Source organism: Kerstersia sp. (assembly GCF_052103615.1).
In the GTDB taxonomy this organism is placed as follows: domain Bacteria; phylum Pseudomonadota; class Gammaproteobacteria; order Burkholderiales; family Burkholderiaceae_B; genus Kerstersia.
Genome location: NZ_JBQEKA010000002.1, coordinates 55,904 through 75,785, shown reverse-complemented (window position 1 = coordinate 75,785; position 19,882 = coordinate 55,904). Strand labels below are relative to the sequence as shown.

Genomic DNA, 19,882 nt, shown 5'->3' with positions numbered 1-19,882 from the left:
GTCAGGCGCCAGGCCGTTTTTTGGCCCCACTATGTCAGATATCCTGTCCGCCGCGCGGCTGGCGCCCCGTATTGACGCCCTGCTGCCGCAAACGCAATGCACGCAATGCGGCTATGAGGGCTGCCGCCCCTATGCCGACGCCATTGCCGCCGGCGAAGCAGCCATCAACCGCTGCCCGCCCGGCGGCAGCGCTGGCGTGGAAGCGCTGGCGCAACTGCTGAACAGGCCGGTCCTGCCGCTGGATCCGTCCTGTGGCGACTTCAACGGTTTCCATCTCGCCGTCATCGAAGAAAAGCATTGCATCGGCTGTACGCTGTGCATCACCGCCTGTCCGGTCGATGCCATCATCGGCGCCAACAAGCGCATGCATACGGTACTGGAAGACTGGTGTACCGGCTGCGAATTGTGCCTGCCCGCCTGTCCGGTCGATTGCATCACCATGATCCCTGCCGGGCGCGACTGGCAACGCAATGATGCCGATGTGGCGCGCCAGCGGCACCAGGCAAGCCAAGCACGCCGCCAGCGTTTGCGGCAAGCCAGCCTGCAGGCGCCTGCCCTGCCGCCAGCGCCTGCCGCACAGACAGCGGCAGCAGCCCCGGCGGCCGAAGGCGGCGGCGCGGAAACGCGCAAGCGGGCAGTCATTGCCGATGTGCTGGCGCGCGCGCGGGCGCGGCGTGGCGCGGATGCCGCGTCAGGCAGCGACACGCCATGAACCAGGCCCAGCGCGAGGAAATGTTTGCCCGCTTCCAGGCAGCCAATCCTCACCCCACGACCGAACTTGAATACGGCAGCAACTTCCAGTTGCTGATCGCCGTTCTGCTGTCCGCTCAGGCAACCGATAAATCCGTCAATATCGCCACCCGGCGCTTTTTCCCGGAACACGGCACCGCCGCCGGGCTGGTCGCTTTGGGGGAAGAAGGCGTGGCGGAATACATTAAGACCATCGGCCTGTTCCGCACCAAGGCGAAAAACGCCGTCGCCACTAGCCGCATTCTGCTGGAACGCTTCGGCGGCGACGTGCCGCCCGACCGCGCCGTGCTGGAATCCTTGCCCGGCGTGGGCCGCAAAACCGCCAACGTGGTTCTCAATACCGCCTTTGGCATGCCCACGATCGCCGTTGACACGCATATTTTCCGCGTCTCCAACCGCACCGGCCTGGCGCCTGGCAAGGATGTGGTCGCTGTCGAGCAGCGGCTGGAACGGGTCGTGCCGCGCAAGTACAAGCAGGATGCGCACCACTGGCTGATTCTGCATGGCCGCTATGTCTGTGTGGCGCGCAAACCGAAATGCCCGCAATGCGGGGTTTCCGATCTGTGTGACTTCAAGGAAAAAACCGCCGCTTAAACGGCAAACAGCCAAACCGGCAGCACGCCAGCCCCGCCGCTCTCCTGCGGCCTGCGCCAGTTTCCGTCTATGATGCCTGACGCGCCGGGCCTGCTGCCGGCCCAGGAATGATCATGACAGACAACCCCGCCCTCGTTCTGCAAGATTTGCACGCCTGGTATGGCAACGTCCATGTCCTGCGGGGCGTGAATCTTGCTGTTCCCAAAGGGGAAGCTGTCGCGCTGCTGGGCCGCAATGGCGCCGGCCGCACGACCACTTTGCGCGCTATCATGGGCCTGGGCGTGAAGCGCAGCGGTTCAGTGCAGGTCAACGGCGCCGAAACCATTCACTTGCCCCCTCACCGTATCGCGCGCCTGGGCGCAGGTTATTGCCCTGAAGAACGCGGCATCTTCGCCAGCCTGAGCTGCGAGGAAAACCTGATGCTGCCGCCCGCAACGCCTGTCCCCGGCGGGCAGGCCATGACAGTGGCAGAGATCTATCAACTGTTTCCCAATCTGGAAACCCGGCGCCAGACGCCAGGTACCCGCCTATCCGGCGGCGAACAGCAGATGCTGGCGCTGGCGCGCATTCTGCGCACGCAAGCCAATCTGCTCTTGCTCGATGAAGTCTCCGAAGGCCTGGCACCCGTCATTATCGAAGCCATGGCGGACAGCATTGCCGCACTGAAAGCGCGGGGCTACAGCATTCTGCTCATCGAACAGAATTTTCCTTTTGCCGCCGCCCTGGCTGACCGGTTTTATGTCATGGAAAACGGCGCCATTACCGATCATTTCACCGCGGCAGAACTCAGCTCGCGCGAAACAGCACTACTGCAGCGCCTGGGCGTCTAAACGCCCAAGCGCCGGCCAGCAGCGGACAGGATAGCCGCCGCTTCCGTTTACAGCGGGTAGATGCGGCGTACGCGGAATGTCAGCCAGGCCGCAATCAGCACTTTGATAATGTCGCCAGGCAAGAACATGAGGGCTGCCATCAAGGCCTGCTGCAAGCTCATGCCCAGTGTCAGCGCCATGCCCGGCACGCCGAACAGATAGACCACCAGCACGCCGCCAATAAATGCGGACAGCGCATAGCCCGACACGGCATGCAGCAATGCTTTCTGCTGATAGGCCGCCCGCTCCGCGAGGTAACCCACCACCCAGCTGCCGACCAGCATCCCCAGCAGAAAACCGCTGCTGGGGCCCATGAACGCACCCAGGCCGCCGCGCCCCCCAGTCAAGACAGGCAAACCGGCAGCGGCCAGCAGCAGATACAGCGCCACCGCCAGCAAGCCGCGCCACGGCCCCAGCATCAAACCTGCCAGCATCACCCCCAGCGTCTGCAGGGTCAGCGGCACAGGCACCAGGGGCAAGGCAATGGGCGGCATGACGCCCAGTACAATGATGATGGCGGCAAAGAGCGCCACCAGCACAAGATCTTTGGTCTTCAGCACAGCAATTTCTCCGTATCCCCGGCAAGCGCCTGCCGGCTGACGCATTTTAGTGAAGAACCCGCGCGGCGCACATGCTGCTGGCAGGTGACTAACATATGACTGACATATGGCTGGCAGGCGGCTGGCGCCGAAGCCGCTGCCAGCCAGTTGCCGCCCCTCTTCAAAGCTGCCTGCCTGGAGCTGCCAGCCTAGAGCTGCCTGCCGCCGCCATCCCGGGCATCAATGGCGTCCGAAATTTCTTCTGCCCGGCGCAAGGTTCGCACAATCAAAGGCACCAAAAGCGCAAGCCCGCGGGCCTTCAGGCCGCGCGCCTGCTGGGCTTCGCGCAGTTCACCGTACTGCCGCAGGATTTCCGGTACGAAACGCAGCACCAGCCCGATGGCCAGCGCTACCCGGCCCGCATCCACCCAGCCCAGACGCTGCAACGGCTGCAGCACACGCTCCACCACCTGCAAGAGATCCCCGCTGCGCGTGGTGAATGTCACCGCCATGCCAAGCATGCACACGGTTCCTACCCGCAAGGCAGCCACCCCGGCACGCGCCGGACTATCAAAAATTGCCATGAAAGCGCACAACAGCAAGATCAGGCACAACAATGCCCGGCCCTGGCGCCAGATCCGGCGCCAGCCGGCACCGGAACGCCAGAGCAGCAGCGCCGCCAGCGCCGCCGCCGCCAGCAACCATACCGTTTGAGCCAACAGATACACCAGCAAACCGGCCAGACACAGCCCCCCCAGCTTCCAGCCGGCGGGCAAACGATGCAACAGGCTATTGCCCGGCACATACAGCGATAGCATCATGCCCGCCCCCGCCAGCCGCCAAGGGCGGCGCCGTGCCGGCCGGCATACGTTTTCTGCCCGCGCATCAGCCGCAATGCCTGCGATACCAGGCCAGCGCCGCCTGCGGCGTGTCATCCGCTGCAATCTGGCCAGACACAATGACCAGCACGCGTTCGCAGCCTGCCAGCAAATCCAGGTCATGGCTGACCACCACCGCCTGCTGCGGCAAGCGCTCCAGCAAGCGGGAAAAACGATTGCGGTGCCGCAGATCCAGCTGCGTGGTCGGCTCATCAAACACAAGCAGCGCCGGCTGCATCAGCAAGACCGCCGCCAGCGCCACCAACTGCCGCTCTCCGCCAGACAGCGCATGCGCGGGACGCTCCAGCAAATGGCTGATGCCAAGATCCGCCAACTGACTGTCTATGCGCGCCTGACGCTGCGCCGCATCCAGCCCTGATGCCCGCAGACTGAATGCCAGGTCTTCACTGACCACCGGAAATACGATCTGATTCTCCGGGTTCTGGAACATGAACCCGACCCGTTGGCGCACCTGAGCCGTGTGGCGCCGCGTGTCCAGCCCGTCAATGCGGACCTGGCCGCTTGTCGGCAAACGCAGGCCATTGAGCAAGCGCGCGAAAGTGCTTTTGCCCGCGCCGTTGGGGCCGGCAATACCGATACGGCCTTCGGAGAGGGCGATATCCAGACGATCCAGCACACAGCCGGAGGGGGTTTCGACGCTGACGTTTTCAAACTCGATTAACATGGGAGGCGATTATGCACCAAGCCTTCCCCAAAGCCGTCCCGGCGGCTTTCATTTATCAGGCCGATACTCATTGTTTATGCAGAAAGTCCATAAAACCGAGGAAGCGTGGCGCGAGCAGCTCAGCCCCGAGGAATTCGCCGTCACCCGCCGCAAGGCCACTGAACGCGCCTTTACCGGCCGCTATTGGGATACGGCCACCCCGGGTATCTATCGCTGCGTCTGCTGTGGCACCGCGCTGTTCGCCTCGGACACCAAGTTCGATGCAGGCTGCGGCTGGCCCAGTTATTTCGACCCTATTGTGCCGGAATATGTGCGCGAAGAAGTCGATACCAGCCACGGCATGGTGCGCACCGAAGTGCTGTGCAATATCTGCGACGCCCACCTCGGCCATGTGTTCCCTGACGGCCCGCCGCCCACCGGCAGGCGCTATTGCATCAACTCTCTGGCGCTGACCTTCGAACCCGAAACCGACGCCCGCTGAACGCACGGTGCTTCCGTATGAAAAAATTCCTGTTTGATCTCTTCCCGCTGCTGCTGTTTTTCGTCGCCTATCGCTTTGCCGATATCCAGACTGCCACGGCCGTCGCGGTCATCGCCGCGGTGCTGCAGATTCTCTGGATGCGCGCGCGGCGCCAGCCTATCGAGATGATGCAATGGCTGACGCTGGGCATCATCGTCGTGTTCGGCGGCGCAACGCTCTGGCTCAATGAGCCTGCTTTCATCAAATGGAAACCGACGGCGCTTTATTGGCTATTTGCCGCCGCATTGCTGGGCGCCAGGCTGATACGCGGACAAAACCTGCTGAAAAAACTGCTGGGTGAGAAGGTGTCCATGCCTGATCACGCCTGGGACAAAATGAACGCCAGCTGGGTGCTGTTCTTCCTGGCAGCAGGCGCGCTGAATTTGTATGTGGCGTTTTCCGGCCATTTTTCCGAAGAACAATGGGTCACCTTCAAGGTCTTCGGCCTGATGATCCTGATGCTGGTCTTTGTCGTCATCCAGTCCGTCTGGCTGGGCCGCCATATGCAGGAAGGCGCCGCCAGCGACGGCAAGGGCGCGGCCAATGACGAGAATTATTGATATGGCGGATTTTGAAACACTTCAGGCGCTGCTCACGGAACGTTTGCAGGAACTGAGCCCCTCTGAGCTGGTCATACTCGATGAGTCGCATCTGCACGCTGGCCATGCCGGCGCTCAGGGCGGCGCTAAGCATTTGCGGGTCAAAATCGCAGCTTCCGTTTTTGCCGGGCTTTCCCATGTGGCGCGCCATCGCCTCGTGTATGATCGCCTACGCGATTTGATTCCGCACCCTATCCACGCGCTTGCGCTGGAAACGCAGGCCTCCTGAAAGGATCTTCATGAAACGCTTTGCCGTACTGCTCGCAGCAGCCGCCATTTCGGCGCCGATCTATGCCCAGAACATCGCAACCGTCAACGGGAAACCCATTTCCCAGAAAGACTTCGACCAATTCATCACCTTGCTGGTCGGCCAGGGCGCGACGGATTCCCCGCAACTGCGTGACCAGGTCAAGCAAGAACTGATCAACCGCCAGGTCCTGGTGCAAGCTGCCGAGGACGCCAAGGTAGGCAGCAAGCCCGAAATCGTGACGGAAATCGAACTGGCACGCCAGGGTATCCTGGTGCGCGGCCTGATGGACGATTACCTGGAAAAGCACCCTGTCACGGATGCCACCATCCAGGCTGAGTACGACAAGGTCAAGGCCGAACAGGGCAACCAGCAGGAATACAAGGTGCGCCACATCCTGGTCGAAGACGAAAAGACCGCCCAGGATGTCCTGAAGCAACTGAAAGACAAGAAAAGCAGCTTTGCCGATCTGGCCAAGAAGCACTCGCGTGACCCGGGCAGCGCCCAGCGCGGCGGTGATCTGGGCTGGGGTGCCGCCACCAACTACGTGAAGCCCTTCGCTGACGCCGTGACCGCCCTGCAAAAGGGCCAAATGAGCGCTGCGCCGGTCAAGAGCGACTTCGGCTGGCACATCATCGAACTGGAAGACGTGCGCCCGGTGGCATTCCCGCCGCTGGAGCAAGTGCGCCCGCAGATCGAACAAATGCTGCGTCAGCAAGCCCTCTCCAAGTACCAGCAAGACCTGGTGGAAAAGGCCAAGATTCAGTAAGACCGGATCCGGTCCTGATCTGAAAACCCGGTTGCGGCTAGCCCGCAACCGGGTTTTTTCATGCCAGGCCCGGCCCTGCTGTTAACAGCCTAACAGCCTCACAGCATCACAGGCTTATTAGGCAAACCTTCGCTGTCATCACGTTCCGCGACCGGGCAGCAATATTCCAGCCGCGTTTCGATACCGGCGATTGCTCGCTCCAGGCCAGCGGCAAAGTCGCCGCGCGCCAAATAGGCCCGCAGGCTGGCGCATAACATGGCCCAGTCTTCCCGGGTCACGCTCACGCCCCGGTCGGCGAGCAGCTCGATATGGCGGTCACCCAGGCAGAGATACAGCAGCACGCCCGTGCGCCGGGGCGTATCCCAGACACGCAAGCGGCCGAAGATCTCAAGCGCCCGCGCCGCGCCGTCCGGCTGGGAATCCGGTAAAGCCTGTTCCACAGCCAGCACCAGTTCCCCGCCATGGCGGGCTTCGCTGGCCGTGATACGTTCTTCCAGCTGCTGAATCACCGCCGGCGGGAAATGCCGGGACATCAGCCAGCGGCCGTGCAGATTGTTCCAGCCCAGGGCACGCAGGGATTTACCAACGACCGGATGCACCGCCACCTCCGCTGCGGCCACCGCCGCCCCGAAATCCGCCGCTACGGCCTGAGCCAGAGGAACGGCTGCCCCAGCTGCCCGAGGAAAAACCCCCACGGCTGGCGCCGCCCCGGCGCACGGCCGCGCCTTGCGAACGATGCAGCACCTGATTGAGCGCCATGACCAGCACCACCGCCCCCAAGGCCACCCACAGATTGCCTGTCAGGAAATAAATGACAATGCCGGCAATCGGGCCAGGCACCGCCTTGAAAATCAGCACCACCAACAGAATCAGGCCTTCCAGCAGACCCAAACCGCCCCATGAACCGTCTTCCGCACCCGCGCCGGATGATTCAGCCGCTGCAGCGGGCGCAGGCAGTTCACCCGTCCGTACCAGCACAGCCAGCTGATCGGCTGCCGCATCCAGGCCGCCAGCAAAGTCGCCCTGGGCAAAACGCGGTGCCATCTGTTCACGAATGATGCGGCTGGCGCGCGGGTCCGTCACCACACCTTCCAGGCCATAGCCGACTTCAATCCGCATATTGCGGTCATCCTTGGCCACGACGACCAGAATGCCGTCATCCACCTCTTTGCGCCCCAGCTTCCAGGTCTCGAATGCCCTGGCGGCATACTGCTCGATACTGTCATCACCGGTCGTCGGCACGATCAGGACAGCAATCTGGGCGCCGCTTTCCTGTTCCAGCGCCGCCAGTTTGGCAGCCAGGCTGCGCTGCTGTTCAGCGCTCAAGGCCGATGCGCGGTCCAGCACCCTGCCAGTCAGCGCAGGGATGGCGACCTCGTCCGCCCAGGGCGCGACCGCCGGCAGCAGACTGCCAAACAACAGCAGCCACACGGCGCACCAGCGCCTAAGCACGCCGCCTGCGGCCTGAAGCGCCAGCATGCTCACTGCGCGGCTCCGCGGGCAGGCTCCGTGGCCGGGGCCGAACCAAAGTTCACGCTAGGCGCGCGCGAAATCTCGGCTTCGTTTTCCACGCTGAAATTGGCCTTGGTGTTGTAGCCGAACAGTTTGGCCGTGATGACCGCCGGGAACTGGCGCACCAGCACGTTGTAATCCTGGATCGCCTGCACATAGCGGTTACGGGCAACGGCAATGCGGTTTTCCGTACCATCGAGCTGTGCCTGCAAATCACGGAACGCCGCGTCTGCCTTCAGATCTGGGTAGTTCTCGGCCACGACCAGCAGGCGTGACAAAGAGGACGTCAATTCAGATTGCGCTGCCTGGAAACGAGCCATTTGCTCAGGGTCTTCCAGCATTTCCGGCGTGATCTGCATGGAGCCGACACGCGAGCGTGCCTGGGTCACTTCCGTCAGCACCTGGCGCTCATGCGTGGCATAGCCCTGCACGGTACTGACCAGATTGGGAATCAGGTCAGCGCGGCGCTGATACTGGTTCAGCACTTCCGACCAGGCCGCATTGACCTTTTCGTCCGCTGCCTGAATGGCGTTATAGCCGCAACCGCTGAGCAGCAACGCGCTCAGCAGCACCGAACACAAAGCCACGATGCGTTTCATTTTGACTCCTTGCGCGCCGAAGACCGGCCCCATATCAAGATCATATTCGGTAATTTCCGCGCAAGGGCGGCCCAGGCCGCCCCATTGACACGGAAGCACCGCAAAAAAATGTAGCGAAAATTCAGGGCTCGCCCAGCATGGCACGCAATTCGTCTTCGTCCAGCACCGTCACGCCCAGTTCCCTGGCTTTGACCAGCTTGCTGCCCGCTTCCACACCAGCCACGACATAAGCCGTTTTGCGTGACACCGAACCGCTGACCTTGCCGCCCCCCGCAATAATGCGCTGCGATGCTTCTTCTCGCGTCCAGCGCGGGAAGGTGCCAGTGAGGACAAAGGTCTTGCCTGTCAGGCCCGTTGACGCAGGCGCTGCCTCTGGCTGAGGCTCTACGCCATGACGCTTGAGCGCTTCGAGCACTTCGCGGTTATGCGGCTCGTCAAAGAAACGGCGCACGGATGCCGCCACCACCGGCCCGACATCCGGCGCCCCTTGCAAGGCGTCGATATCGGCTTGCGCCAGCGCTTCCATGCTGCCGAAATGACGCGCCAGATCCCTGGCTGTCGTTTCGCCGACATGGCGAATGCCCAGCGCATAGATCAACCGCCCCAAGGTGGGGCGCCGCGCGGCGTCGATGGCCGCCACAAGATTCGCGGCGGACTTGGCGCCCATGCGATCATAAGAGGCCAGCAATTCAGCACGCAGGCTGAACAGATCTGCCAGCGAATGCACGCGATCGTCATCCACCAGCTGCTCGATCAGCTTTTCCCCCAGGCCGCCGATATCCAGCGCCTTGCGGCTGGCGGCATGCCAGAGGGATTGCTTGCGCTGGGCAGCGCAGAACAGGCCGCCAGAGCAGCGGGCAATGGTTTCATCTTCCGGCCGTTCTATGGCCGAACCGCAGATCGGGCAATGCGTGGGCATGACAAAGGCGCGCGCCTCGGCCGGACGCAATTCCAGCAAAGCCCGTACTACCTCGGGAATCACATCGCCCGCGCGGCGCACGATCACGGTATCGCCGATCATGACGTCTTTGCGGCGGATCTCGTCTTCATTGTGCAAAGTGGCGTTGGTCACCGTCACCCCGCCCACAAACACGGGCGCCAGGCGCGCAACCGGCGTGATGGCGCCCGTACGGCCTACCTGCACCTCAATATCCAGCAAGCGGGTCTGCGCTTCTTCCGCTGGAAACTTGTGCGCGAGCGCAAAACGCGGGGCGCGTGCGACGAAACCAAGAGTCTGCTGGCTGCGCAGGCTGTCAACCTTGTAAACCACGCCGTCGATATCGTATTTCAACCCAGCGCGCTGGTTTCCGATCTCTTCATAGAACGCCATCAGGCCAGCCACGCCGCGCGCCGTGCGGTTGTAACGCTGATTGACCGGCAAGCCCAGTTCAGCCAGCCAGGTCAGCATGCCGCTATGCGTGCTGGCCGGCAGGGTTTCCTGTCCGGGCGCGGCCACCGCGGCCGGCACGGCGCCAAACAAATCCCCATTGTGGCCGGCAGGCGCCCCATCCCCCTGCGGCGGCATAGCCGCCGCGCTCGCAGCGCCACGATACTCGCCCCAACCGTACGCATAGAACCGCAGATTGCGTTTGGCGGTAATGCTGGAATCCAGCTGGCGCAAACTGCCTGCGGCCGCATTGCGCGGGTTGACGAAGATTTTTTCATTGCGGGCCTGCTGCGCCTGGTTCAGGCGCTCGAAATCCTCTCTGAACATCAGGACTTCACCACGCACTTCCAGCACGTCGGGTACCGGCTGATCCTTGGCGCGCAGGCGCAAGGGAATGGCGCGTATGGTGCGCACATTGTGCGTCACATCCTCGCCTTCATAGCCGTCGCCGCGCGTCGCCGCCTGCGTCAGCACGCCTTTCTCATAGCGCAGGCTGATGGCCAGGCCATCGAACTTCATTTCACAGAAATATTCGGGTTCTTCCGCCAGGCCCAATTGCCCGGCATCGCGCAGCGTATCGGTGACACGCCGGTCAAAAGCCTCGACCTCTGCCTGATTGAACGCATTGCCCAGCGACAGCATAGGCAGCGCATGACGCACGCTGCCGAAAGCCGACGAAGGCGTGGCGCCCACGCGCTGGGTCGGAGAATCCGGGGTGCGCAGCGCTTCCCACTCGGCCTCCAGGGCTTCGAGTTCACGCATCTGGCCGTCATAGACGGCATCCGGCACACTGGGATCATCCAGAACGTAGTAACGGTAATTGTGCCCTTCGATTTCCCTGCGTAATACCGCAGCACGCTCACGCGCTGCTTCCAAGGTCAAACCCAGACTCACGAAAACACCCGCAGCGCCCGCGCACTTCCTGCCGTCAGGCCGGCCTTATCCAATTGCATATACAAACGCACCAATTGCTGGTCTATCACCTGCTCGGCGCCTTCCGCCAGCGGCCGGCCATTATCGTCGATCAGGTGCGCATCCAGACGCGCCGCCAGGTCACGGCCCACTTTCACCATGCGGCCAAAGGCGTGTTCATCCGCCGGGCTGCGCGGCACATCCAGCAGCAGGCTCAAATGCGCCAGCGGCGCCTGCCCCATTTCAAACATGGCGCCATCGCCGCGCGCGAGTGTGAAACGCACCAGGCCTTGCTCTGACATCCAGGCCAGCACGCCGCCTGCGGACTGGAACCCCAATTCATGCGCTACGGCCAGCACTTCTGCCGCCGGGCGCGGTTCGGCCAGCGCCAGAGTCACGCTAAGCTCCGCATCCAGCGCGGCCGCCACACGGTCCAATTGCGCCGCCTGCTCCAGTACCGCCACCTGCTCAGGCCCGGTCGCCTTGCCATTGCAGCGCTTGGCCACATCCTGGGCACGCGACCAGATCTGCAGCCATTCCGCCGGGCTGATGGCGCCCGTCCGGTTGGCCAGCTGCACGGCTATGTGCAGCGACGCATAGGTATCCTGAGTGGTCAGATGCTGACGCAAGGTGCCTTGCGCCGAAAAAGCAAAGAAACGCAGCGGCTTGCGCGCCTGCTGACGCAGCGGATGCACGGCCCCCAGCAAATCGGCGCCCGGCACCGGCGTGGCAAAGCTGATGGAAATCAAGGCTTCCGTCGCGCTATCTGCCGGCACATCGGCCGCGCCGCGCGCCATGACTGCGGCAGCCGCGGCTTCTGTCACCGCCGCCGTTGCGGGGGCTGCCGGCGCGGCCTGCTCTCCGGCAGGCGCTTCGCCGCCCATGCCCGGTTCACGCCGCTCGGCGCCTGGCGCTGCGGCAGATTGGCCCATGCCTGGCTCGGCCGTCTGTGACAGCCGCGCGCCCTGCTCAGCATCCAGCAAAGGATCGTGCGCAGGCGGCTGAAACTGCTGCTGCATACGGCGGCGCACACGGCGATCCTGCCACCAGTTGAACGCCAGCAGCACGCCGATCAACAGCAGCCCCAGGATAATCAAACCAATCTGTAAATCACTCATTCCAAACTCCACGCCTGTTCCGGCGTCTATCCCGCATCCGGTACCGATACCGGACCTGATTCATTCCCGCCCCGCACCGCCGGGCTGCGTCCGTATGCTATGCCGACCCATCGGCCCACTTGGCCGCCAAGTCGATATCTACCGCCACAATACGCGATACCCCTTGTTCTTGCATGGTAACGCCGACCAACTGCTTTGCCATCTGCATTGCAATCTTATTGTGTGAAATAAAAAGAAACTGCGTTTGATCACTCATGCTGCTGACCAGATTGGCATAACGCTCGGTATTGGCGTCATCCAGCGGCGCATCCACTTCATCAAGCAGACAGAACGGCGCGGGATTCAGCTTGAAGAGCGCAAACACCAGCGCCGTCGCCGTCAAGGCCTTTTCCCCGCCGGACAGCAGATGAATCGTGCTGTTGCGCTTACCCGGCGGCTGCGCCATCACCTGAATGCCGGCATCCAGGATTTCATCGCCGGTCATGGTCAGTTTGGCTTCGCCGCCGCCGAACAGGCGCGGGAACAGCTCTCCAAAGTGACCATTCACGATATTGAAAGTTTCCTGCAGCAGTTGCCGCGTCTCGCGGTCAATGCGGCGAATGGCATCTTCCAGGGTGTCGATGGCCTCCAGCAGATCCGCATGCTGTGAATCCAGGAAGGTCTTGCGCTCACGTGCCGTCGTCAATTCTTCCAGCGCGGCCAGATTGACTGCCCCCAGGCTTTCGACCTGACGCGAAATGCGCTGTACCTCGCTTTGCAGCCAGTTGCCCTTACGCCAATCCGGCGGCAGCGCATCGAGTTCTCGCGCCAGCGCTTCACGCACCAGTTGGCGCGCATCCAGCTGTTCGGCAAATTGTTCGACCGCCAGCCGCGCCGCCTGCTCCTGCAACTGCAAGGCCGTGATTTTTTCGCGCAAAGGGTCCAGCGCCCGCTCGCGCACCATGCGCTGTTCATCGGCAGAGCGCAGCATGCCCGCCAGGTTGTCCAGTTCAATCCGCGCCCGGGTGAGTTCCTCCTCGGCAGCGGCGCGCGCTTCCAGCGCATCCTGCAGACCGGCCTGGGCCGCGGACGCATCCAGCACGGCCAGATCCTGTTGCAATTGTTCCTGTTCTATCCCTGCCCGCCGCACCTGCTCGACCGCCAGTTGCAAATTGCGGCGCAATTCGTCCAGACGGGCCTTCAGGCCCTTCTCGGCAAACTGGGCTTCCTGGGCCCGCCTATCGAGCTCGCGCAGCCGCGCGCGCGCCGCGTCAGCCCGCGCGGCCAAGCCCTCATCCGCAATTTCCAGGTCGGCATAACGCGACTGCTGCTCTCCAAGCGCCTCGTCCAGACTCTCGAAACGCTCTTCGGCTTGCGCCCGCGCGCCGCGCCATTCTTCCTGCAGCGCAGCCAATTCTTCCAAATCTTCCTGCAAACGCGCGGCCCGCTCGCCCGATTGGGCTGCCAGTTGCTGCATGCGCGTGTATTCGAGCTGCACGTCATGCAGACGGCGCGTCACTTCCGCGGCGCGCTGCCGCGCCGGCCCCATGGATTCGCCCACCTGACGCCAGACCGCTTCTGCCTGCGCCACACGATCTTTAGCGGCATCGGCCAGCAAACGCTGCGCCCGCGCTTCCTTCTGCAGGTTTTCCAATTCCTGGCGCCGCGCCAGCATGCCGGCCTGCTCGGAATCGGCCGCGTAGAAACGCACACCATGGGCATCGACGATATGGCCGCTACGCAGCACCAGCACGCTGCCCGGCGGCAAAGAGCCACGCCGGGCCAGCGCCTGCTCCATATCCTCTGCCGTAAATACCCCTTGCAGCCAGTCCTGCAGCAAGGCCCGCAGCAGCGGGTCTGACAGTTGCAACAAAGAAGCCAAAGGCGTCAGCCCTGCTGCGGCGGCCGGGACCGACGGCGAGGCTGGCAACTGATAGAAAGCCAGCCGGGCAGGCGGCGGGTCGTTCACAAATGCCCGCACCCAATCCAGACGGCTGACAGGCAAGGCTGCCATGCGTTCGCGCAAACTGGCCTCCAGCGCGGTTTCCCACCCTGGCGCCACCTTCAGGTCGCGCCACAGGCGCGGCAGGCTATCGAGTTCGTGTTTGGCCAGCCAGGGCGCCAGCGCCCCCTGCTTTTCGACATCTTCCTGCAGTTTGCCCAGGGCGGCATGACGCGCCTCCAGACGCGCCAGCGCCTGGGCTTCATGCTGCGCCCCCGCCTGCGCCTGAATACGCGCCCCATCCGCTTCGGGCAAGCGCACTTCCAGCTCAGCCAGCACCGCCTGGGCTTCTTCTAGGCTAGCCTCCAGCACCTCGCACTCGCCGCGCAACTGTTCCAGCCGCTGCGGGTCAGGCCGTTCCAGGCCGCGTGACTCCTGCTCCAGCCGCTCACGGCGGACCGCAAGATCCTGCAATTGGCGGTCAGCGTCGCGCTGCGCCTGCGCCGACAAGGCCAGTTGCTGCTCCAGCTTGGACAATTCAACGCGCAGCCCGTCACGGCGGACAGCCGCTTCACGCACCTGGCGCTCGATATCGGGCAATTCATCCTGCGCCTGCACCGCAGCGATCTGCGCCTCTTCCGCCAGCGCAGCCCCGGTTTCCAGCTCGTCTTCCGTGGCCGCTATCTGGCTTTGGCAATGTTCGTGCTGCGCTTGCCATTCCCCCATCTGGGCCTGCAATTGCGCCTGACGGGCCTGCAAACGATTGCGGGAATCGACAACATGGCGGATTTCCGCCTCCAAGGTGCTGACCTGCGCATTGGCTTCATACATTTTGCCCTGCGCCGTATGCACGGCATCACTGGCGGCATAATGCGCCTGACGCCGGCTTTCCAGGTCGGTTTCACCCGCGCGCAATGCCGCGATGGCGGCTTCCAGCTCATTCTGGGCCTGCTCGGTCTCACGGGCCCTGCCGCGCTGCTCTTCCCGCGCCGCCTGTTCGCGCACATACCAAAGAAAGGTCTGCTTGCGCTCCCCTTCTTCCTGCAAAGCGCGGTAATGGCGCGCCACCTCGGCCTGCGCCTCCAGCTTTTCCAGCTGGGTATCCAGTTCGCGGCGGATATCCTCCACCCGCGTCAGATTCTCGCGGGTATCGGACAAACGGTTTTCCGTTTCCCGGCGGCGCTCTTTATAGCGCGACACCCCGGCGGCCTCTTCCAGATACACCCGCAGCTCTTCGGGCTTGGCTTCAATCAGCCGGTTAATCATGCCCTGGCCGATGATGGCGTAACCCCGCGCGCCCAGGCCTGTCCCGAGGAACAGATCATGAATGTCGCGCCGCCGCACCTGCTGGTTATTGATGAAATAGCTGCTGGCCCCGTCGCGTGTCAGCACACGGCGCACGGCAATCTCGGCGTAGGTGCTCCATTGCCCGGCCGCTCGGCCCGCATCGTTGCTGAAAACCAGTTCAACCGAGGCGCGGCCGGCCGGGCGGCGTTGCCCCGAACCATTGAAGATGACGTCCTGCATGGACTCACCGCGCAATTCAGAGGCGCGAGTCTCGCCCAACACCCAACGCACGGCGTCGATGATATTGGATTTGCCACAGCCATTCGGCCCGACGACGCCCACCAGTTGGCTGGGCACCGGAATCACCGTCGGATCAACGAAGGATTTGAAGCCGGCGAGCTTGATCTGCGTAAGACGCACGTTATGAAAGCCAGGAGCAGGTCATAGTGTTCTCCAGCGCCCGGCGCCACGCAGTGGCACAGGGGGATTGGAACCAATCTGCAATGATAACGCAGCCCCTCATGCCCCCGCGTCAAATCTCACACGCCCCCTTACATTTACGCTCTTTTACCGGATTATTACGCCACCGGAAACACAGGCGCGTTCTGCTCCCCAGCCCGCCAGCCCCAGACGGCTGAAAAACGGCTGCCCCGCCTGTCTGCCGCCCCTGCCTGCGGATGACCCTAAGGACAAAACCCGTACGCTTTATGGGGGCTATACTCCCTCACCGAAAGAACAGAAAAATTCCTGATGCCAGCGCGGCGGCCTGCCCGCCCGGACGCATTTTCTTCCCGAGGCAAGCCAGCGAAAATGTCCCGCTACCGTAAAAACCAGCGACGGGCAAACCAGCATTTGTTTACACTTTGACGTTCGTTGGCACCACTACTTTACACATCTGGGAGCAGTTGCTTGAAAAGAGGCTTTTATCTGGTCATGGCCGCACAGGCTTTGTCATCGCTGGCCGACAACGCGCTTTTCATTGCCGCCCTTGCCCTGATTCAGGAACTGTCCGGCCCAGACTGGATGGCCCCCATGCTGAAATGGTGGTTCGCCCTGGCTTACGTTCTGCTGGCCGCTTTCGTCGGCGCTTTCGCCGACTCCATTCCCAAGGGCCGGGTCATGCTGTTGACCAATGCGCTCAAAACAGTCGGCTGCATCATCATGCTGGCCTATACCTGTTTCGGCCTGTCCTCGGTGCAGCAAACCTGGCTGATCTGCGGCGCGTATGCGCTGGTAGGCATAGGCGCTGCCGCCTATTCGCCGGCCAAATACGGCATCGTCACCGAAATGCTGCCCCCTTCGCTGCTGGTCAAAGGCAATAGCTGGATCGAAGGCCTGACCGTCACGTCCATCATCATTGGCACGGTTCTCGGCGGCGCCCTGATTTCCCCTCATGTTTCCAGCCTGCTGCTGGCACAGACGCCGCTGGGCAGCTTTCTTTCCACGCCTGCCGAAGCGGCCATTTTCTGTATCGTCTTCATCTATATCGGCGCCGCCTGCTGCAACATGATGATCCCGCACACCGGCTATTACTACCCCAAGCAGCCGCGCCAGGTTTCCGTGCTGTTGCGCACCTTTTTCGGTTATGTGGGCATTCTCTGGCGTGACAAACTGGGGCGGATTTCGCTGGCCATCACCACCTTATTCTGGGGCGCCGGCGCCACCCTGCAACTGATCGTGATCGAATGGGGCGCGGCCCACCTGGGCATGCGCCTGGATCAGGCATCCATTCTGATGGGGGTTTCCGCCTTTGGCACCGTAGTGGGCGCCATTCTGGCGGGCCGCCTGCCGCTGCAGAAATCGCTGGTCGTGCTGCCGCTGGGCGCCATCATGGGACTGCTGGTGCTGTGCATGCCCATGGTCAGCGCCCCCTACACCGTCTATACCTTGCTGTTCCTGATCGGCGCGGCTGCCGGCTATTTCGTAGTGCCCATGAATGCCCTGCTGCAACACCGCGGCCATGTGCTGCTGTCTGCCGGGCATTCCATCGCCGTCCAGAACTTCAACGAGCAGATCAATATTCTCTGCATGGTGGCGCTCTATACCCTGCTGCTGAAACTGCAGCTGCACATCAACACCATCATCACCATCTTCGGCCTGGCCGTCTTCGGCCTGATGACGCTGATTATCGTGACTTGCAAGCTGATGCTGCGCCGCGACCCGACGCTGGAAGCCCAGATCGGCCAGACCGGCCACGGCCAGGCCCTGAAATAAGGCCACCAACGATACGGCTGCCAACGATAAGGCCGCCAACGCGCCCGCTGCCGCCGCCCTAACCGGGCCCTGGGGCCCCCAGAGCCGCAAGGGCATCAGCATGCCCTGCCAGCCTGAGCGGCGTCAGCAGCGGCCCCGCGTTCAGGCGGGCATACGCCCAGCCTAGTGTTTCAACTGCCCTGTTTAAACCGCTTGCGTCTGGGCAGCGGCCAAACGCAGATCCTGCCAAGCCGCTGCCTTGGCATGCGGGCTGCGCAGCAAATAGGCCGGGTGATAGCTGACCACCAGCGGAATTTCCCTGCCCTGGCCATCGCGCCAGCTGTGGATGCGGCCGCGCAAATTGCCAATCGAAGCCTCTGTCTGCAGCAAGGTATGCGCCGCAAAACGGCCCAGTACCAGAATGCCCTCGGGCTGGATCAGTTCGATCTGCTTCATCAGATATGGGCTGCAGGCAGCCAATTCTTCCGGCCGGGGATTCCGGTTGGCCGGCGGCCTGCACTTGATTACATTGGCGATAAACACTTCCCGGCCGCGTTGCAGATTGACCGCAGCCAGCATGGCATCCAGCAATTGCCCGGCACGGCCGACAAAAGGCGAGCCCTGGCGGTCTTCCTGCTCACCCGGCGCTTCGCCTATCACCATCCAGCGTGCCGGGAAAGCGCCATCGCCGAAGACCGCTTGCCGGCGCGTCTGGCACAGATCACATGCCGTACAGGCCAGCACCTGCTCGCGCAAGCCCGCCATATCCTGGGCCAATGGCCCGCGCACGGCCACCGCAACTGGCGCCGCCGCTTCAGGCGGCGCCGCTATCTGGGCAGCGGCGCCCCCAGTCTGCGCCGGCGGCAAGGCGGCAGCGCCAGGCACGGGCCGCACTGCGGGCTGAGCCCCGGCTGACGGGCGCCGGCCTGCCGAGGCCTGCCCGGGCCGCCCTGCCGCCAATGCCGCGAGCGCATCGCTAACTGCGCTGCGCGGCGAGACATCCTCCGCGCCAGCTGCCCGCTTGGGCAAATCCGCCGCAGGCGCGGCCTGATCATCCGCGGCTACCGCCCGTGCCAAAGGCCGCGGCGGTTCCGGCAACAGCGCGCGGCCCACGCCCATTTCCTTGAGCCAGAGCCGCTGCATGGCCGATACCGGCGCTGTCCGTTCCGCCATCACGCCACACTCCCTGGCGCAGCGGCAGGCAGGCGTTTCTGAAACACCCACGCATCTTCCCGCTGCGCGCCAGCTTCGTAATACTCCTTGCGCACGCCAATCTGTTCAAAACCAAAACGGCGGTACAGCGCTAGCGCGCCCGCATTGGAGGGCCGGACTTCCAGCAACAGCCCTTCCAGCCCGGCCTCGGCGGCGCGCTGCGCGAAATGCTCCAGCAACCGCCAGCCCCAGCCCTGCCGCTGACGTTCCGGCGCCACAGCAACCGCCAGCAAATGCGACACATCCGGCGCCAGCATGGCGATATAAAAGCCCACCACCGCTTCGCCTTCGCAGAGCACCCAGGCGTCATAACCAGCAGCCAGCGCATCCTCGAAATTACGGCGTGTCCAGGGATGCTTCTGCACCTGCGCCTCAAGATCCACCACACTTTCCAGGTGCCCGGCTGTCATAGCCTGCGCATAAATCGGCACAGTCGCCCTGGGATTGCCGCCATCGCCCTTGGCGCGCTCAGCGGTCGTGAACGCCACCTTGTCACGTACATAGAGCGGCATCGCTTCCTGCGCGGGCTTGCCTTCGCCGCGCCAGAGGGCTTCCAGGCCCAGGCGCGCCACGACATCGGCATCTGGACGCAAGGCCAGCAATGTCGGCTGAAAGCGCGCATCTTCCCCGGCCAGCAACCAGCCGTCACCGGCCCAGAGCGGCGGTACCGGGTCAGCGTCATCCAGTTGCCAACCCGGCAACAGGCTTTCCACCCAGGGCAAGGCATCCCGGCCCGCCACCAGTTGGGGCGCCAGCAGTTCCTGCCAGGCGGCGCCCGCCTGCCCCGGCGCCCGGTAAACCGCCAGATAGACTTCTTCCATGCGCGCATCCAGCGCCGTTATGACCAGTTGCCCTGGCGCCGCGCCGCTCGCAGCCGCCACAGCCAGATTGGACACCACCGGTAACACAGGCACATTCAAGGTGTATGCAACCCCCTGCGCCACGCCGCACGCCACCCGCAGGCCGGTAAACCCGCCAGGCCCCTGGCCAAAGGCCACGCCGTGCAGATTGGCTGCCGTCAGCCCTTCTTCGCGCAACAGGCTGCTGGCCAGCGGCAGAATCTGCTGGCCGTGATCCCGGCCCCCATCATGGCTGCGCGTCGCTATACTACGGATAGCTCCCGCAGAAGCACGCAGCAATGCCACGCTGCAACGCGGCCCGGAGGTTTCGAAACTGATCAAATTGATGTCCATGCCAGGATTGTAAGGAATGCAGCCCGGAAACGGGCGGATGGAATCGCCCCGCCGGGCGGGCCGCTGCGCCTGTTGTCTATCCAGACACAAGCGCAGGC

General features: G+C 63.4%; 19 protein-coding genes. 8 read left to right on the top strand and 11 right to left on the bottom strand.

Going from position 1 to position 19,882, the window contains the following annotated elements; genetic code table 11:
- The first annotated feature begins 40 nt into the window (after positions 1 to 40).
- The 3 genes from rsxB to ACTJGZ_RS01055 all read left to right on the top strand — a co-directional run bounded on the left by rsxB (position 41) and on the right by ACTJGZ_RS01055 (position 2,174).
- Entirely contained in the window at positions 41 to 712 is a 672-nt protein-coding gene (gene rsxB / locus ACTJGZ_RS01065) for an electron transport complex subunit RsxB (protein WP_441661156.1), read from the top strand.
- Positions 709 to 1,344: an endonuclease III gene (gene nth / locus ACTJGZ_RS01060; RefSeq protein WP_441661103.1), complete on the top strand. Its 636-nt coding sequence runs from the start codon at positions 709 to 711 to the stop codon at positions 1,342 to 1,344. Before rsxB ends, nth begins: the two co-directional genes overlap by 4 nt.
- 113 nt (positions 1,345 to 1,457) lie before the next feature.
- Complete coding sequence (locus tag ACTJGZ_RS01055) at positions 1,458 to 2,174, top strand: ABC transporter ATP-binding protein (protein ID WP_441661102.1); 717 nt, start codon at positions 1,458 to 1,460, stop codon at positions 2,172 to 2,174.
- Between the two features lie 47 nt (positions 2,175 to 2,221).
- On the opposite strand, the gene ACTJGZ_RS01050 is transcribed toward ACTJGZ_RS01055, so the two are convergent.
- From ACTJGZ_RS01050 to ACTJGZ_RS01040, 3 genes are all read right to left on the bottom strand, one after another.
- Positions 2,222 to 2,770, bottom strand: a complete 549-nt coding sequence (locus ACTJGZ_RS01050) for a biotin transporter BioY (protein WP_441661155.1) — start codon at positions 2,768 to 2,770, stop codon at positions 2,222 to 2,224.
- Between the two features lie 191 nt (positions 2,771 to 2,961).
- On the bottom strand, positions 2,962 to 3,573 hold the full coding sequence (locus ACTJGZ_RS01045) for an energy-coupling factor transporter transmembrane component T family protein (RefSeq protein WP_441661101.1): 612 nt from the start codon (positions 3,571 to 3,573) through the stop codon (positions 2,962 to 2,964).
- A gap of 64 nt (positions 3,574 to 3,637) precedes the next feature.
- Complete coding sequence (locus tag ACTJGZ_RS01040; protein ID WP_441661100.1) at positions 3,638 to 4,315, bottom strand: energy-coupling factor ABC transporter ATP-binding protein; 678 nt, start codon at positions 4,313 to 4,315, stop codon at positions 3,638 to 3,640.
- A gap of 76 nt (positions 4,316 to 4,391) precedes the next feature.
- On the opposite strand from ACTJGZ_RS01040, the gene msrB reads away from it, so the two are divergent.
- The 4 genes from msrB to ACTJGZ_RS01020 are packed head-to-tail and all read left to right on the top strand — an operon-like array spanning position 4,392 to position 6,450.
- Positions 4,392 to 4,796 carry a peptide-methionine (R)-S-oxide reductase MsrB gene (gene msrB, locus ACTJGZ_RS01035; RefSeq protein WP_441661099.1) on the top strand — a complete coding sequence of 135 codons (405 nt, stop codon included), beginning with the start codon at positions 4,392 to 4,394 and terminating at the stop codon, positions 4,794 to 4,796.
- Positions 4,797 to 4,813: 17 nt separating this feature from the next.
- On the top strand, positions 4,814 to 5,395 hold the full coding sequence (locus ACTJGZ_RS01030; protein WP_441661098.1) for a septation protein A: 582 nt from the start codon (positions 4,814 to 4,816) through the stop codon (positions 5,393 to 5,395).
- On the top strand, positions 5,379 to 5,663 hold the full coding sequence (locus ACTJGZ_RS01025) for a BolA family protein (protein WP_441661097.1): 285 nt from the start codon (positions 5,379 to 5,381) through the stop codon (positions 5,661 to 5,663). The genes ACTJGZ_RS01030 and ACTJGZ_RS01025 overlap by 17 nt, the downstream gene beginning before the upstream one ends.
- A 10-nt stretch (positions 5,664 to 5,673) precedes the next feature.
- The gene (locus tag ACTJGZ_RS01020) at positions 5,674 to 6,450 is read left to right on the top strand and encodes a peptidylprolyl isomerase (RefSeq protein ID WP_441661096.1); all 777 of its coding nucleotides are present in this window, start codon (positions 5,674 to 5,676) and stop codon (positions 6,448 to 6,450) included.
- 98 nt (positions 6,451 to 6,548) lie between these two features.
- Here ACTJGZ_RS01020 and ACTJGZ_RS01015 read toward each other — a convergent pair whose 3' ends face one another.
- The 6 genes from ACTJGZ_RS01015 to smc all read right to left on the bottom strand — a co-directional run bounded on the left by ACTJGZ_RS01015 (position 6,549) and on the right by smc (position 15,606).
- On the bottom strand, positions 6,549 to 7,049 hold the full coding sequence (locus ACTJGZ_RS01015; protein WP_441661095.1) for a TPM domain-containing protein: 501 nt from the start codon (positions 7,047 to 7,049) through the stop codon (positions 6,549 to 6,551).
- Positions 7,030 to 7,929, bottom strand: a complete 900-nt coding sequence (locus ACTJGZ_RS01010) for a TPM domain-containing protein (RefSeq protein WP_441661094.1) — start codon at positions 7,927 to 7,929, stop codon at positions 7,030 to 7,032. Before ACTJGZ_RS01010 ends, ACTJGZ_RS01015 begins: the two co-directional genes overlap by 20 nt.
- 2 nt (positions 7,930 to 7,931) lie before the next feature.
- Complete coding sequence (locus tag ACTJGZ_RS01005) at positions 7,932 to 8,561, bottom strand: LemA family protein (protein ID WP_441661093.1); 630 nt, start codon at positions 8,559 to 8,561, stop codon at positions 7,932 to 7,934.
- A gap of 121 nt (positions 8,562 to 8,682) precedes the next feature.
- A complete protein-coding gene (ligA, locus tag ACTJGZ_RS01000) occupies positions 8,683 to 10,842 on the bottom strand; it encodes an NAD-dependent DNA ligase LigA (RefSeq protein WP_441661092.1) in 2,160 nt (719 codons plus the stop codon).
- Positions 10,839 to 11,978, bottom strand: a complete 1,140-nt coding sequence (locus ACTJGZ_RS00995) for a cell division protein ZipA C-terminal FtsZ-binding domain-containing protein (protein ID WP_441661091.1) — start codon at positions 11,976 to 11,978, stop codon at positions 10,839 to 10,841. The genes ligA and ACTJGZ_RS00995 overlap by 4 nt, the downstream gene beginning before the upstream one ends.
- Before the next feature lie 97 nt (positions 11,979 to 12,075).
- Entirely contained in the window at positions 12,076 to 15,606 is a 3,531-nt protein-coding gene (gene smc / locus ACTJGZ_RS00990; protein ID WP_441661090.1) for a chromosome segregation protein SMC, read from the bottom strand.
- Positions 15,607 to 16,095: 489 nt separating this feature from the next.
- Here smc and lplT point away from each other — a divergent pair, with 489 nt between their 5' ends.
- The gene (gene lplT, locus ACTJGZ_RS00985) at positions 16,096 to 17,400 is read left to right on the top strand and encodes a lysophospholipid transporter LplT (protein ID WP_441661089.1); all 1,305 of its coding nucleotides are present in this window, start codon (positions 16,096 to 16,098) and stop codon (positions 17,398 to 17,400) included.
- A 183-nt stretch (positions 17,401 to 17,583) separates the two neighbouring features.
- Here lplT and ACTJGZ_RS00980 read toward each other — a convergent pair whose 3' ends face one another.
- Together ACTJGZ_RS00980 and tsaB are read right to left on the bottom strand one after the other, a co-directional pair.
- Positions 17,584 to 18,552: a uracil-DNA glycosylase gene (locus tag ACTJGZ_RS00980; protein ID WP_441661088.1), complete on the bottom strand. Its 969-nt coding sequence runs from the start codon at positions 18,550 to 18,552 to the stop codon at positions 17,584 to 17,586.
- Complete coding sequence (tsaB, locus tag ACTJGZ_RS00975) at positions 18,552 to 19,784, bottom strand: tRNA (adenosine(37)-N6)-threonylcarbamoyltransferase complex dimerization subunit type 1 TsaB (protein ID WP_441661087.1); 1,233 nt, start codon at positions 19,782 to 19,784, stop codon at positions 18,552 to 18,554. The genes ACTJGZ_RS00980 and tsaB overlap by 1 nt, the downstream gene beginning before the upstream one ends.
- Positions 19,785 to 19,882: the final 98 nt, after the last annotated feature.